The sequence below is a fragment of the Methylobacterium sp. GC_Met_2 genome (assembly GCF_026540795.1).
Taxonomy (GTDB): domain Bacteria; phylum Pseudomonadota; class Alphaproteobacteria; order Rhizobiales; family Beijerinckiaceae; genus Methylobacterium.
Genome location: NZ_JALNUM010000005.1, coordinates 14,758 through 29,902 on the forward strand (window position 1 = coordinate 14,758; position 15,145 = coordinate 29,902).

The 15,145-nt window shown below is 69.5% G+C and carries 8 protein-coding genes and 2 pseudogenes; 6 read left to right on the forward strand and 4 right to left on the reverse strand.

Going from position 1 to position 15,145, the window contains the following annotated elements; all coding sequences use genetic code 11:
• Positions 1–179: 179 nt before the first annotated feature.
• Complete coding sequence (gene addA / locus OXS49_RS03220) at positions 180–3,665, reverse strand: double-strand break repair helicase AddA (RefSeq protein WP_267421756.1); 3,486 nt, start codon at positions 3,663–3,665, stop codon at positions 180–182.
• A gap of 211 nt (positions 3,666–3,876) precedes the next feature.
• On the opposite strand from addA, the gene minC (OXS49_RS03225) reads away from it, so the two are divergent.
• The 5 genes and pseudogenes from minC (OXS49_RS03225) to minE all read left to right on the forward strand — a co-directional run bounded on the left by minC (OXS49_RS03225) (position 3,877) and on the right by minE (position 7,436).
• Positions 3,877–4,536 (forward strand): septum site-determining protein MinC, encoded by a 660-nt coding sequence (gene minC / locus OXS49_RS03225; protein WP_267421895.1) that lies wholly within the window; start codon positions 3,877–3,879, stop codon positions 4,534–4,536.
• A 127-nt stretch (positions 4,537–4,663) separates the two neighbouring features.
• Positions 4,664–4,936, forward strand: a pseudogene (locus OXS49_RS03230) (CopG family ribbon-helix-helix protein); the annotation flags it as partial.
• Between the two features lie 591 nt (positions 4,937–5,527).
• Positions 5,528–6,256: a septum site-determining protein MinC gene (gene minC, locus OXS49_RS03235; RefSeq protein ID WP_267421759.1), complete on the forward strand. Its 729-nt coding sequence runs from the start codon at positions 5,528–5,530 to the stop codon at positions 6,254–6,256.
• Between the two features lie 29 nt (positions 6,257–6,285).
• Positions 6,286–7,101 (forward strand): septum site-determining protein MinD, encoded by an 816-nt coding sequence (gene minD / locus OXS49_RS03240; protein WP_267354356.1) that lies wholly within the window; start codon positions 6,286–6,288, stop codon positions 7,099–7,101.
• Positions 7,098–7,436, forward strand: a complete 339-nt coding sequence (gene minE, locus OXS49_RS03245; RefSeq protein WP_243925022.1) for a cell division topological specificity factor MinE — start codon at positions 7,098–7,100, stop codon at positions 7,434–7,436. The genes minD and minE overlap by 4 nt, the downstream gene beginning before the upstream one ends.
• Positions 7,437–7,812: 376 nt before the next feature.
• Here the strand turns inward: minE and OXS49_RS03250 are convergent, their stop codons facing one another.
• The 3 genes and pseudogenes from OXS49_RS03250 to OXS49_RS03260 form a co-directional block, all read right to left on the reverse strand.
• Complete coding sequence (locus tag OXS49_RS03250; protein WP_267421761.1) at positions 7,813–9,249, reverse strand: cytochrome P450; 1,437 nt, start codon at positions 9,247–9,249, stop codon at positions 7,813–7,815.
• 68 nt (positions 9,250–9,317) lie between these two features.
• A complete protein-coding gene (locus OXS49_RS03255) occupies positions 9,318–11,963 on the reverse strand; it encodes an ABC transporter transmembrane domain-containing protein (protein WP_267421762.1) in 2,646 nt (881 codons plus the stop codon).
• Positions 11,964–12,250: 287 nt separating this feature from the next.
• A pseudogene (locus OXS49_RS03260) lies at positions 12,251–12,858 on the reverse strand (SDR family oxidoreductase).
• 407 nt (positions 12,859–13,265) lie between these two features.
• Between OXS49_RS03260 and typA the strand changes: the two are divergent.
• Positions 13,266–15,092, forward strand: coding sequence for a translational GTPase TypA (gene typA, locus OXS49_RS03265; RefSeq protein WP_267421764.1), 1,827 nt, complete (start codon positions 13,266–13,268; stop codon positions 15,090–15,092).
• Positions 15,093–15,145: the final 53 nt, after the last annotated feature.

The following is a 15,145-nucleotide window of genomic DNA, read 5'->3' on the forward strand; positions in this document are numbered from 1 at the left end:
GTTCGCTCAGAATTGGCGACGGGTCGGGGCGTGGTCAAGAAGAGCGGACGCGCCGGTATGATCCGATATGGGGACATGCCTCTCAGATGTGCGCTTTCGCATAAGCGCCTTCGCCATGGCGCGCGGTTCATTGGTCGGAGATCGGGCCCAGATAAGCCTGGCGGGATCCGAGACGCGGCTCAAGCCGCGATCCCGGCCCGCTCCAGGGCTGCCGCGATGTCGGCCGCATCGAGTGCGCGGATCACCGGCCCCGATGTCCAGACCAGCATCGGGCGGATCGTGCGGCCGGGATAGATCTGGCCGAGCAGCCGGGCATAGAGGGCGATCTGTCCTGCCTCGGCGGGCGGAAGTGGGGTATCCGGATCCGGAGGCCGCCCGGTCTTGAAGTCGGCAATCCGAACCGTATCGGTGGTGACGCTCAGACGATCGACACGCCCCTGCACCACGCGCTCGCCGGCAGCCGTGCGCACCCGCCCCGACAGGCTCACCTCCGCGCGGGCGTCCGGGGCGAACAGGGGCGCGAGGTTGGGATCGTCGATGATCCGCAGGACCGAGCGCACGATCGCGACGTGGGCGGGCCGGGGCAGGCCGGGTGCCCGGGACCGGACGAAGGCGAGGCCGGCCGCCTCCCGCCGCTGGTGCTCGACGCGGGGCAGGTGCTGCAGCAGGGCGTGGATCAGGATGCCGCGGCGCCGTGCCTGGGCATCGGCGAGGCGTGGCGGCGGCACCCGGGTTCCGTCCGCCGCGGCAAGCGCCCCGGACGGGTTGAGCGCCGGGGCCTCCGGCTCCGGTGGAACGGGGCTGCGCAGCCAGCCGGGCTCCGGTACGGGCACCGCGGCCGGGGGCAGCTTTTCGCGCTCGCGGGGCGCCTCGGCCCCCTCCTGCCACACGGTGGCTGGGCCGTAGGCGAGTTCGACGGTCTGGCCTGCACCCAGCGTCGTCTCAAGGCCGGCCTGGACCATGCGGCACCACGCGGCCTCGGTCTCGCGCTCGTGGCCACGGAATGGCGCCACGATGAGCCGGTCGGCTGCCCGGGTCATGGCGACGTAGAGCAGGCGGTTGTGCTCCTGCCGCGCCCGGGCGAGCAGGGCGGCGCGGGCGGCCTCGGTGGCGGCGCAATCCTGGGTCCGGCCGCCCGACCAGACCGGCGGCAGTGCGGGTCCGGTCGCCGGCAGGGGCAACAGCGGCGGGTCGTTCCGGCCCAGGGGCTCGCAGCCGTCGAGAAGGACCACGACCGGCGCCTCCAGGCCCTTGGCCCCGTGAACCGTCATGACGCGCACCTCGTCGCGCCCGGATTCAAGGTCGCGCTTGACCGTGTGCCCGGCCTCGGCGCCGACATAGCGGGCCAGGAAGCCGCCGAGCGAGGGCGCATCCTCACCGGTTTCGGCCTGCGCGGCGGCGGCGAGGAACACGTCGATGGCGTCGCCCGCCTCGCCACCGAGCCGAGCGACGAGCTTGGCCCGGCCCCCCAGCGGCCCGAGCAGTCGCGCATAGAAGCCGAACGGACCATGCAGGCTCGCCAGCGCGATCCACTCTGTCAGTGTGGCGAGCCCATGAAGCGCCGCCGCGTCACCGGCAGCGGCGTGGCGGTGAAGGGCATCCTCCAGCGTCTCCGACAGGTCGCGGCGGGCAGCGATCCGAACCAGATCCTCATCGGTGAGCCCGGCCAGCGGCGTCTTGAGCGCGGTGGCGAGCGTCAGGTCGTCGGCGGGCAGCAGGCCGGCCCGGCCGGCGGCCACGAGATCGGCCACCGCGATATGGGCCGAGACCTCCAACCGGTCCTGGCCCGCCACCGGGACAGCGAGGCCCTTCAGGGCCCGGATCACCTCCTCGAAGGCCGGTCCGCGCTTGCGCACGAGGATCAGCACGTCGCCGGGGCGCCACACGCGGCCGGTCGCATCGCCCCGGGTAACCCAGGTCCGCACCGCCTGCGCCACCCGGCGGGCCGTGACGATCGCCGGGGCGCTGGTCTCCGGGGCGTCGACCGGAGCCGTCCAGGCATCGGGCTCGGCTGCGGGCTCGGGTTCGGCGATCGGCCACAACTCCACGGCGCCGGGGGCGCCGGGCCGCGCGCTGGCATGGACGGTCTGGCGCACCGTGTCCTCGAAGGACAGGCCCTCGTTGTGGGCATCGAGGGCGAAGACCGCATCGACGGCCTGCAGCACGAGGCTGGTCGAGCGGAACGACAGGGTGAGCGGCACGTCCTCGAAGGTCAGGCCGGCCGAGCGCGATTCCGAGATCCAAGCTGCGCGCGTCAGCGCGAATTCCCGCGGCTCCGCACCCTGGAAGCCGTAGATCGACTGCTTGGGATCGCCCACTGCGAAGCGGGTCCGGTTCCCGATCCGGGCCCCTTCGCCGGCGGCGAATTCCTGGGTGATGGCCCGAAGGATCGCCCATTGCTCCGGGTTGGTGTCCTGCGCCTCGTCGACCAGGATATGGTCGATTCCCCGGTCGAGCTTGTACAGGACCCAGCCAGCGCCGACCCGCCCGAGCAGGTCGAGGGCCTTGTGGATCAGGTCGTCGAAGTCGAGGGCGCCGAGCCTGGCCTTCTGGGCCTCAATCCGACGGTGGATCTCCGCGGCGATCTGGAACAGCGCCTGTGTGCGGCTATGGGCCCGGGCGGCGCGCAGCCGATCGAACAGCGGATCCAGCCGGTCGCGCTCGGCGATCAGCGCCTCCTTGGCGGCGGCCGGGACCGCCTTCGTGCCGAGGCTGCTGTCGGCCTTGGGCTCGTCCTTTTGGGTGAAGAAGACCGACCGGTAGAGGGCCAGCGCCTCGGCGCGGTCCGGAAACCCTTCGGAGCGGGCGCGTTCGGCCTCCGCCTCCGCCAAAGCGTCGGCGAGTTTCTCGTCGTTGGCCTTGCCGGTGCGGAGCGCCGCGACCAAGCCGGCCCTGTCCTCCGGCGCGCATCCGGGACCGCCATCGCGGATCGCGGCCTCGATCCGCTCGGCCGTCTCCTCGGCCGCGAGCCCGAGCGCCCCGTGCAGGCGCCCGAACGCGGCCTCCAGGCCGGCCGCGTCGCCGACGAAGCCCCGAGCCCGCAGCGCGGACCGTATCGCCGCCCGCAGGGCATCGCCCGTCGCCTCAGGGGTGACCCGGGCCAGGGCGGCGCTGAGCGGCGTATCGCCGTTCGAGACCGCGTCGGCCAAGACGTTGGCCATCTCGATCTCAAAAATCTCCCGGGCCTTGGTGTCGTCGAGCACCACGAAGCGGGCCGGCACGTTCGCCTCGAACGGGAACATGTGCAGCAGCCGCTCGCACAGGGCGTGCAGGGTCTCGATCTTGAGGCCGCCCGGTGTCTCCACCGCCCGGGCGAAGAGCCGGCGGGCCATGCGCAGACGCTCGGGATCCGCGCGCTCGCCGGTGAGCTCGGCGAGTTCCGCCGCAAGGGTGGCGTCGTCGAGGGTCACCCAGCGCCCGAGCAGCCGGAATACGCGGATCGCCATGTTGGCGGCGGCCGCCTTGGTGAAGGTCAGGCACAGGATCCGCCCGGGCGGCGACCCGTCGAGCAGCAGGCGCACCACGCGGTCTGTGAGCACCTTGGTCTTGCCGGCGCCGGCATTGGCCGAGACCCAGGCCGAGGCCCGCGGATCGGCCGCCCGGCGCTGGTTGGCCCGGGTCAGGTCGTCGACGACGAAGGGTTTCTGGACTGGGATGCTGCTCAAGGGCCTCGTCCGGATCGGCTGCGGCACCTCTCTACAACAGAAACGCAGCGGCGACCTCGCCAGGGCGTCACACGGGCCTCTGCGGGATTGCCCAGCGCGCGCCGGCACAGCATGGATGCAGGCGACGATTGCAGCGACATCGAAGATACCCGTGACCCAGCCGACATCCGAGCCGGTCCGCCCGCCGATCCGTTTCCGCGGCCGGTCCTTCATGGCGACCGTCCTGGCGCCGATCCCACCCGTGGCCGACTGGCTCGGCGACCTCGATGCCCTGAACCGGCGCGCGCCGAATTTTTTCGCGGGACGTCCGGTGATCCTCGACCTGGGGGGCCTGCGGCTGACGCGGGAGGATCTCGACGGGCTGCTGGCCGATCTCGCGGCGCGCCACATCGCCATCCTGGGGATCGAGGGCGCATCGCCGGCGCTGCTGGGGCCCGGGATGCCGCCGGCCCTGTCGGGCGGGCGCGCCGCCGGAGAGATCGACACGTCCGCGTCCGGCGAAGCGCCGCCGACAGAGGCTCAGCCCAAGGAGGCCGCGCGCTCGCTGATCCTCGATACGCCGGTGCGCTCGGGCCAGACCGTGCTGCATCTGGAGGGCGACGTGACCGTGCTCGGCGCCGTGGCCTCGGGGGCCGAGGTGATCGCGGGGGGCTCGATCCACGTCTATGGCGCGCTGCGCGGCCGGGCGATCGCGGGAGCCGCCGGGAACCCAACGGCGCGGATCTGGTGCCGCAAGTTCGAGCCGGAACTGGTGGCGATCGACGGCCTCTACCGCGCCGCCGACGATCTCGATCCGGCCTTCCGGGGGCAGGCCGTGGAGGTGCGGCTGCTCGAGGACGCGATCAAGCTGAACCTGTTCGAGCGGGGCTAACCGTTGTCTCGACCGTTGTCTTGAGGGGCACCGGATAGGCGCGTCGTTCAATGGAGTTGGCCGTGTCGATGAACGGGCTGGGTCCACTATTGTGGGCGCGGCAGAACCGTCCCCCTGAGTTCACAGCATGGCCGTGTCCACATCCATCGAGCTCGACGACACGCTCAGGGGGCGGGTCGAGCATCTGGCCGAGATCCGTCGCCGTACGCCTGACGGGATCATGCGCAAAGCCATCGCTCAGTATCTCGACCGCGCGGAGAAACGGGAGATCTTGCGGCAAGACACCCTGAAGGCCTGGAACGAAGCCCAGGTGACCGGCCTTCATGCGACGACCGAAGAGGTCGAGCACTGGTCGTCGCGCTGGGGAGACGCGAACGAGCGCCCCGCGCCCGAATGCCATGCGTCGTCTTCGCGGCATCCGCGGTTTGCGATCGGCAGCGCTTGCGCCTGGATTTGCCCATCAATCCGTCAATGGACGAGCGTACCGGCACAGCAGTTGTTGTGAAGCTCACTGGCTTATGGTGACGACTGCTTCGTGGATTTTCCGGCCGAGGTGCGGGTTCCCTTTGCCGTGTAGGCTTGCGGATCCAAACGTCTGTCCCCGCGGCTGGACGCTGTGAAAGGATAGCGCATTTCCCTCCCCCTTGCGGAGAGGGGCCAGGGGTGGGGGTGGTACAGAAGGCGCCGGATCGCTCGATCCTGCACCACCTCCAACTCCTCCCCGCAAGGGGGGAGGAGCGCGTCGGCGCTGCGTCCTCACCATCACCTTACGGTCCTGCGTGGCTCGCAGCATTCGCGGTGAACATACCTTCGGCGCCAATCCAGAGATTGCACGATGGTGGCCGGTGCCCGACCGATAGACCGCCCGCAATCGTCTTCCAGCGCACTGATACCAGGATCCCGGCAGAATTTGCCGACCGGATCAGAAACTTAACCCTTCGGTAACCATACCCGCCGTCAATGGTCCGGTAAGGACTCTTAACGGGCGGACATGAGCGAGACCCACCCCGAGCCAATCGATCCGGAGACCGCCCAGGCGGCATCTCCCTCCGCGCCCCGGCCGCTCAGCCTGCGCGGGCGGGCCTTCAAGGCCCTGGCCCTCTCCCCCGAACCGCCGCTTCCGCAGTGGCTCGCGGGTCTCGACGCGGCGCTCAAGCGCTCGCCGGCCCTGCTGAAGGGCCGGGCCGTCATCCTGGACTGCGCCCAGCTCAAGCCCGAGCCGGTCGCCCTCGAGACGCTCATGCGTGAACTCAAGGCCCGCGGCATCGCGGTCCTGGGGATCGAGGGCACCGACCTCGTCGGCGAGGGCCTGCCGCCGCTCCTCGTCAAGGGACACCCGTCCGACAAGATCGAGATCCCGAGCGTCCCGTCCGAGCCGGAGCCGCAGGTGGTCACCTCGATCACCGTCGAGGGTTCGGTCCGCTCCGGTCAGAGCATCATCAACCCGACCGGCGACGTGACCGTGATGGGCTCGGTCTCCTCGGGGGCCGAGATCCTGGCGGGGGGCTCGATCCACGTCTACGGCGCCCTGCGCGGTCGCGCGATCGCCGGAGCCGCGCGCAACCCGCGCGCACGAATCTACTGCCGCAAATTCGAGCCCGAGTTGCTGGGGATCGACCGCCTCGTGCGGACGGCGGAGGACATGGGCACGGCCCTGCGCGGCAAGGCCGCCCAGGTCTGGCTCGATGGCGGCAACATCCGAATGGCAAGCTTAGATTAATTCAGCTCTGGATTTAGGGAGATCGACGCGTGGCAAAGGTTCTCGTCGTCACATCGGGCAAGGGCGGCGTCGGCAAGACGACGACGACCGCGGCCCTCGGAGCGGCCCTGGCGCAGGGCGGGCAGAGCGTGTGCGTCGTCGATTTCGACGTCGGCCTGCGCAACCTCGACCTGATCATGGGCGCCGAGCGCCGCGTGGTCTACGACCTCATCAACGTGGTCAACGGCGACGCCAAGCTGACGCAGGCGCTGATCAAGGACAAGCGGGTCGATACCCTGCACCTGCTCCCGGCCTCGCAGACCCGCGACAAGGATGCGCTCACCGACGCCGGCGTCGCCCGGGTGATGGAAGAGCTGCGCGAGAAGTTTGACTGGGTGATCTGCGACTCGCCCGCAGGCATCGAGCGCGGCGCCCAGCTCGCCATGCACCACGCCGACGTGGCGGTGGTGGTGACCAACCCCGAGGTCTCCTCGGTGCGCGACTCCGACCGGATCATCGGTCTGCTCGATTCCAAGACCGCCAAGGCGGAGAAGGGCGAGGAGATGGAGAAGCACCTGATCCTCACCCGCTACGACCCCCTGCGGGCCGACCGCGGCGACATGCTCAAGACCGAAGACGTGCTCGACATCCTGTCGATCCCGCTTCTCGCGATCATCCCGGAAAGCCAGGAGGTGCTGCGCGCCTCGAACCTCGGCTGCCCGGTGACCCTCAACAACCCCCTCTGCGCCCCGGCGCGGGCCTATGCCGACGCGGCGCGCCGGCTGAAGGGCGAGGAGGTTCCGATGAGCCTGCCGGTCGAGCGCAAGTCGTTCCTCGACAAGCTGTTCATGCGGAGGGCGGCATGAGCATCCTGGGCCTCTTCCAGAAGCGCAACTCCGGCTCGGTCGCGCGCGACCGCCTGCAACTGATCCTCGCCCACGAGCGGGCCGAGTCCGGGCGTCCGGATCTCGTGATGCAGCTCCGGGACGAGATCCTGGCGGTGATCGCCAACCACGTGTCGGTGGAAGCCGACAAGGTGAAGGTCACCCTGGAGCGCGGCGAGGGCGTCTCGACCCTCGGTCTCGACATCGAGCTTCCGCTTGGTGTCGCCGGCAAGCTCGACGCGAAGCTCGCGGCCAAGCTTGCCGAGGTCGCCGCCAACAAGGGCGGGCGGCTCGGTTCTTCCAAGAAGGCCGCTTGAGCCTCAGCGGAGTCGCTCCCGCCGGCATGCAATCCAAAAGCCGCGCCCGGTCCGCCGGGTGCGGTTTCGTCGTGTTCGCGAGGCTGTATCCGGTCGACGCTATCCTGGGCGCACGCGCATTCTCCCTCCCCCCCTCTGCGGGGGAGGGTGGCGCCTGCGTGAGCAGGGGCCGGGAGAGGGGACCCGGCTTCAGGAAGGGGCGTGACCGGCATGAAGGCCGGTACTCCGTTCTGCACTGTCGCTCCCCTCTCCCGACCCCCTCTGGGGGCCACCCTCCCCCGCAGAGGGGGGAGGGAGAGAAACGGAGGCGTTCCTCTTTTCGGAGAGATCGGGTTACGCGGTCGAACAAACTCGAAGACCAAACCCGCAACGAACCTCAGGAGCCGAACGGATCCCGCGGGATCAGCCGGAATCGGGCCGCCCGCTCCGGCTGGGTGGTCACCACAGCCTGGGGCAGGATCGGCTCCGCATCGTCCAGCACGAACCGGAACCGCCGCAGCAAGTGCGCCAGCGCGATCACCGCCTCGCTCAGCGCGAATTGCGCGCCGATGCAGACCCGCGGGCCGGCGCCGAACGGCAGATAGGCGAAGCGCGGCGGCGGGGGCGACCCCGGCAGGAACCGACCGGGATCGAAGGCGTCGGGGTCCGACCAGAGCGTCCGGTGCCGGTGGAGCACCCACGGGCTCACCATCACGATGTCGCTTGTCTTCACCGCATGGCCCGCCACCGTGTCGGGCCCAAGCGCCCGGCGCACCACCACGAAGGCCGCCGGGTAGAGGCGCAGGGTCTCGTCGATCACCGCGCGGGTGAGGGGGAGGCGCCCGTCGCTCTGGCAGCCGGTGGGGTCGGCGAGGTCCGCGCTCCGTGCCTCCTCGGCGACGCGCTCCTGCACCTCCGGGGCGAGGGCCAGCAGGTAGGAGGCCCAGAACAGCGTCCCGGCCGTGGTCTCGTGGCCGGCGAGGATCATGGTCGCGACCTGATCGCGCAGCTCGGCCGGCGAGAACGGGGCGCCCGTATCGGGATTGCGCGCCGCCGCGAGCAGGTCCAGCAGGTCGCCCGACCCAGCCTGGCTCCGGTCGGTGGCTTGGCGGGCCGCGATGATCCGGTCGAGGAACGGGATCCAGCGGCGGCGGAAGCGCCCCCGCGCCCAGTCGAGCGGCACCGGCCAGCCCGGCGGCGTCACGATGTCGAGCAGGTGCGGCCGGCCCATCCGCTCGCCGTACGCGGCGATGAGCCGGCGCAACTCCGGCCCGTGCTCGTCCATGCCGACCGAGAACATGGCGCGCCCGGCCACTTCCAGGGCGAGTCGGTAGTACGCGGTGAACAGGTCGACCGGGCCCGCTTTTGCCTCCGCGGCGATGTGATCCAGCCCCTCCGTGATGGCGGTCGCGATGTGCGGCACGAGGCCGTCGATCGCCCGCGGCGTGAAGGCCGGGGCCAGCGTCCGGCGCTGGTGGCGCCAGGCCGAGCCCTCGCTGATCAGGAGGCCGTCGCCGAGGATCGGACGCAGGATCCGGATCGTCCCGGTGGTGCGCGCGTAATTCGCCTGATTCTCGACGAGGACCCGGCGGATCGCCTCCGGTTCGTTCAGGATGAAGCTCGATCGGCCGAGCAGGCCCCGGCGGGTCACCGGTTCCTCGAAGGCGCGCCGGGGGAAACCCCGGAGGCTGTTGTCGCGGATCGAGCGCAGATAGTCCCAGATCGGCAATTCCCGCTCCGGCGGCGTGCGGTGCGGAGGCACCACGCGCGGCAATCCGGCGAGGCTCGGGGTGGTGCCGGCCTGTGTCACGGTCGCGTCCAGAAGAACGGGCATGGGCGCCATCCTGTGCCGGAGACGGGCTAGGCTGTAAACCGCAAGCCCGTGCTCGGATCACGCCGCGATCATTCGGCGGCCTTCAGGCGTTCCTCCGGCTTGCGCAGCGGCAGCCGCGCGGGGAACCGGGCGGCATCCGCTTCTGCCGACAGGCTGGCCACCAAGCTGGCCTGGGGCAGGGTGGCCTCCGCGACATCCAGCAGCGTGTCGATGCCATGCTCCAAGAACTCGTCAACCCGGTCGACCACCAGGACCTCCGGCCGGCGCAGGATGGCCCGGGCGAGGCCGATCCGCACCCGCACGCGCTCGGTCAGGAGCTGTCCGCGATTGCCGACCTCCTTATCCAGACCGCGCAGCTGGATCGGGCGCTCCAGGTCGAACTCCCGGAACACTGCCCGCGCCTCCCGCTGAATGATCGCCTCGCCGTGCATCCGCGCCGTGTCGATGCGGCCGAACAGCAGGTTATCGAGCACGGTGCTGCGCGGGTTGATCCGGTTGGGATCGTAGGATTCGACGTCGCAGCCATGGTCGCCGTGCATGTGGCGCTGGACGATGGTCCGCGCGCCGACGATCCGCTGGCTCAGCGCCTCGTCGAGCAGGCCGAAGCGCATCCGCGGCTCGACATAGGCCAGGGTGAGGGCGAGGAACGCCACGCTGTCGGCCTCGCTGAGGCGCCCATCCTCGGGCAGGCGTGCGAGCCGGCGCAGATAATCCGGCAGGGCATCCGGCGTGATCAGCGAGAAGCGCCGGAACAGCGGATGGCCGGGCGGCACGTCGGCGAAGATGTCCTTGAGGCTGGTGGCGATGGCCACACCCATGCGGTCGAGGTCGTCGAGGAGGTGCGCCTCCTCCAGCGCTTCGCGGAACAGCGGGGCAGCGGCGAGGCGCTGCGGGTCCAACAGCGTCGGGTCGCGCGGGACCCCGAACAGCAGGTTCTCGCCGACGGTCGCCTGATCGTTGTAGCGACCGCGGGCGAAGGGGATCACGAGGTCGGCGAGACCCTTGTCGACGAAATGCGCGCGCAGGTGCTCCCGGGCCGCGATCATGCGCTGGCCCACCGGCGTCTCGTGGGTGACCGAGCTGAGGGCGCCGAGGCCGAAGCGATACAGGTCGTCGCCGAGATCGAGCCGGCCCAGCAGATCGAGGAGGTGGGGGTCGAGTTCTCCGACGTCGCAGATCCCGAGGTGCCGATAGTCGATCCACGGGTCGTTGATGCTGTCGCAGGGATTGCCGGTCTTCACCGCCTCGTTGATCCGCATCTTGCTGAGATCGAGGCTACCGGTCCGCAGCGGCCGGATGCGCAGGCCGTAGAGCACGTTGTCGCGCAAGGTTCCCGGGAACAGGACCGGCTCCACGCCCGCGAAGGCGATTCGATAGGCGTGGGCCGGCCGCGGCAGGGTCGACAGGTCGTGCTTGCCGATCCGAATCGTGCCGCCCGGCGCCGTCTGCAGGCCAGCGAGGACGCGGGCGAATTCCTGGGCTGCCGGGCCGGGCGGGATGAGGGCGAGCCGCGTCGGCAATGGCACCTCGGCGTCGCCGACCTCGATTGGGCCACCGCCCTGCGGATCGCGCAATGTGAGGCCCTCGACTCGGAGCGGGCCACCGAGCGGCGGCGGCGTCTCACCGAGTTCCGGCTCGGCCGGCTGCAGACGCTGTGGTCCGAAATGCGCCGCCACGGTCTCGTACTTCACCTCGACGTCGAGGCGCTGCTGATCCCAGTCGATCAGCTCCTTGAGGGGCGGGGGCAGGTCGCGATAGGCGGCGAGCACGGCCACGAGCTGGCCGATATCGAGCTCGCCTTTCAGGGCGAAGACGCCGCCGATCGCGTAGAACAGGAACGGCGTCACCTGAGCCAGCAGGTTGTTGAGGTATTTGACCGCGAACTTCCGCCGGTAGATCCGCAGGCGCAGGTCGTAGAGGCTGTAGAGCCGCCCGCCGATCTCCGCCCGTTCCCAGCGGCCGGTATCGTTGATCAGCACCGCCGGCAGCCCGTCGAGCACCTCGGCGACGCGGCCCGCGAGGGCGCGCGAGGCGATCTGACGGCGACGGCTCAGACGGATGATCTCCCGTCGCAGCCGCGGGATCACGGTCATCTGCACCGCGACCATGCCGCCGGCTGCGAGGCCGAGCCACAGGTTCTGCATCAGGATGAAGGCGAGCGCGGTTGCGGCCTGCGTGCCAAGGAACACCGGAACCACGATCGCATCGCCGATGAAGGAGCCGATCGGCTCGACCTCGTCGCGGATGATCGTCGCGGTCTCGGAGGATTTCACCTCCCGCTGCGTCTCCGGCGAGAAGCGGAGCATCAGGCAGAACAGCTGGAAGCGCAGGCGCCGCAGCATCCGCTCGCCCAAGATGCCCTTCTGCAGGTTGATCCAGAACTTGAAGGCCCCGTTGATCAGCACGAGGCCGAGGAACAGGGTGGAAAGGCCGAGCAGCAGCTCGAACCGGTCGACCTGGAACCCCTCGAACAGCCGCGTCGTCCCGCCACCGAGCAGCTGAGGCCATGACAGGGTGATGTCTAGGAACGAAGCGGTCGCCTCGCCGTGGGAGAAGGCCTTGCCGGTAATTGCGTCGTTGACGATGCGCTTGGGCAGGTCGAGTGAGGCGAAGTAAAACGGCAGAGAGGCCAGGACGACGGCACAGATCCGGAACTGGTCTGCCTTCGAATAGCGCCAGATGTACGGAAACAGCCGCGGCTCAAGCGCGCGCATCGGCTCGTTCCATGGGGCTGCCGTCGGAGCGGAGGTCATACCGGTTCGCCGCGCCCATGCGTGGGCTCAGGATCAACACGGTAGCCCAGCGGTCTGGTTTCATCCAATGCACCCGAGAGGTCCGCCCTGCGCGAACTGGTGGACCGCGTTGCGGCGTCATCAATCCGTCATATAGGGAGAAGGCCGGCGCCTTCGATCGCATGGCTGCCGCGCAGCCGCATCGTCCGGGTTGAACAGGGCGACCGCGCGGTCAGGCCACCGTCCACACGCAGGTTTGGGCCGGTGATTTAGGCGGCACCATTGGAGGCGAGGAACGCGATCGTCGCGGCGATCTCGTCGATGCGTCCGTGGCGGCCCATCGGTACGCTCTGTCGGCGCTCCTCCGTGGCCGGCAGGCTGTCGATCCAGCGGGGGCGCACGTTGTTCATGCGGACGTTGTCGGCGGCGTAGCTGTCTGCGAACAGCTTGGTGTAGGCCGCGAGCCCCGCGCAGAACACCGCCGGGGTCGGGAACATCGGGCTCGGCTCGAAGGCCCAGGCGGTCGAGATGTTGATGATCGCCCCGGCGCGCTGTGCCTTCATGATCGGCGTCACGAGGCGGAGCGAGCGCACGACGTTCATCAGCCAGATGTCCAAACCGGCGTGCCACTGGGCGTCCGTGATGTCGAGCAGCGGCGCCCGGGGCCCGTGGCCGGCGCTATTGACCAGGACATCAATTCGGTCCCAGCGCGCAATGGCTCCGTCGACGACGTGCTGAAGGCCCTCGGGGACTGGTTTGAGCCGGTCACGCCGAATCCGCTTAGCTTCTGGGCCAGCGCTTCGCCCTTGCCGGCGGACGAAAGGATCTCGACGGCGAAACCGTCCTCCGCCGGCTTGCGGGCGGCCGCCGCCCCCATGCCACTGCCCCCCGCCGTCACGAGCGCCCCTTTCCCGCCCGTCGTCGTTCGCTCGTCTCCGTCGCTTCGAAGAAGCCGGGGCGGCGAATCGCCACCGCCGGTGATTTTCCGAGCTCAGGCAATGCCGTCTCGACGGGTCCGGCGGTCCGGGCCTTCTCCCCCACACCTTTTTCCCTCTGCGGGAGGGGCGCGCATTTTGCGCATTCCGCTATTCCCCACTGAGGTGTCGAGCCCTCGCCATCCGGCAGTTAGGGGCCTGGCAGGATACAACCATGCACGCGTCGGCCTTGCCCCGGAGCGCGTGTCCTTATATTGCGACGCAACCACCACGACTCCGTACCTGGACCGGCGCGGACGGCCGCGCCGCGCGGCCGCCAGGGAGCCGGCACAACCCGTTTCGGGCCGACATGAATCTGCGCAACATCGCCATCATCGCTCACGTCGACCACGGCAAGACGACGCTCGTCGACAAGCTGCTGGCCCAGTCCGGCACCTTCCGCGAGAACCAGCGGGTCGAGGAGCGGGCGATGGACTCGAACGACCTCGAGAAGGAACGTGGCATCACGATCCTGGCGAAGGCGACTTCGGTCGTCTGGAAGGACACCCGCATCAACATCGTCGACACCCCCGGCCACGCCGATTTCGGCGGCGAGGTCGAGCGCATCCTGTCGATGGTCGACGGCGTGATCGTGCTGGTCGACGCCGCCGAGGGGCCGATGCCGCAGACCAAGTTCGTGGTCGGCAAGGCCCTCAAAATCGGCCTGCGCCCGATCGTGGCGATCAACAAGGTCGACCGGCCGGACGCCCGCATCACCGAGGTGGTGAACGAGGTGTTCGATCTCTTCGCCGCCCTCGACGCCACCGACGACCAGCTGGATTTCCCGATCCTCTACGGGTCCGGCCGCAACGGCTGGATGGCCGACAGCCCTGATGCCGACCCGTCGGTGGGCCTGGAGCCGCTGTTCGAACTCGTGCTCAAGCACGTGCCCCCGGCGCGGGTGGACGAGGGTCCGTTCCGGATGCTCGGCACCCTGCTGGAGGCCAACCCGTTCCTCGGCCGGATCATCACCGGCCGTATCGCCTCCGGCACCGTGAAGCCGAACCAGCAGATCAAGGTGCTCTCGCGCGACGGCAAGGTCGTGGAAACCGGGCGCGTCTCGAAGATCCTCGCCTTCCGCGGCCTGGAGCGGGCGCCGATCGACATCGGCGAGGCGGGCGATATCGTCTCGATCGCCGGCCTGATGAAGGGCACGGTGGCCGACACCTTCTGCGACCCGCAGGTCGATACCCCGATCCAGGCCCAGCCGATCGATCCGCCCACCGTGACGATGTCGTTCATCGTCAACGACTCGCCGCTGGCCGGCACCGAGGGCGACAAGGTCACGAGCCGGATGATCCGCGACCGCCTGTTCAAGGAAGGCGAGGGCAACGTCACGCTCAAGATCGAGGAAGCGACCGACAAGGACTCGTTCTACGTGTCCGGCCGCGGCGAATTGCAGCTCGCCATCCTGATCGAGACCATGCGTCGCGAAGGCTTCGAGATCGCGGTCTCGCGTCCCCGCGTCGTCTTCGAGAAGGACGAGGAGGGCAACCTCCTCGAGCCGATCGAGGAGGTGGTGATCGACGTGGACGAGGAGCACTCGGGCGTCGTCGTCCAGAAGATGTCGGAGCGTAAGGCTGACATGCTGGAGATGCGGCCGTCGGGCGGTGACCGCCTGCGCCTCGTGTTCCACGCCCCGACCCGCGGCCTGATCGGCTACCAGGGCGAGTTGCTGACCGACACGCGCGGCACGGCGATCATGAACCGCCTGTTCAAGGCCTACGAGCCGTTCAAGGGTGAGATCGCCGGACGCCGCAACGGCGTGCTCATCTCGAACGACAAGGGCGAGGCGGTGGCCTACGCCATGTGGAACCTCGAAGACCGAGGCCCGATGATGATCGAGCCCGGCTGGAAGGTCTATCAGGGCATGATCATCGGCGAGCACAACCGCGAGAACGATCTCGAGGTGAACGTGCTCAAGGGCAAGAAGCTCACCAACATCCGCACCACCTCGAAGGACGAGGCCGTCCGCCTGACGCCGCCGATCCGGATGACCCTAGAGAAGTCGCTGGCCTGGATCCAGGACGACGAGCTGGTCGAGGTCACGCCGAAGTCGATCCGGCTGCGCAAGACCGTGCTGGATCCGAACGACCGCAAGCGCGTCGAGCGCTCCTCCAAGGACAGCGCGGCCTGAGCTTAACGGCCGGCAACCGGACGTGAACGGCCGGCAACCGGGTGCTCAGGCCC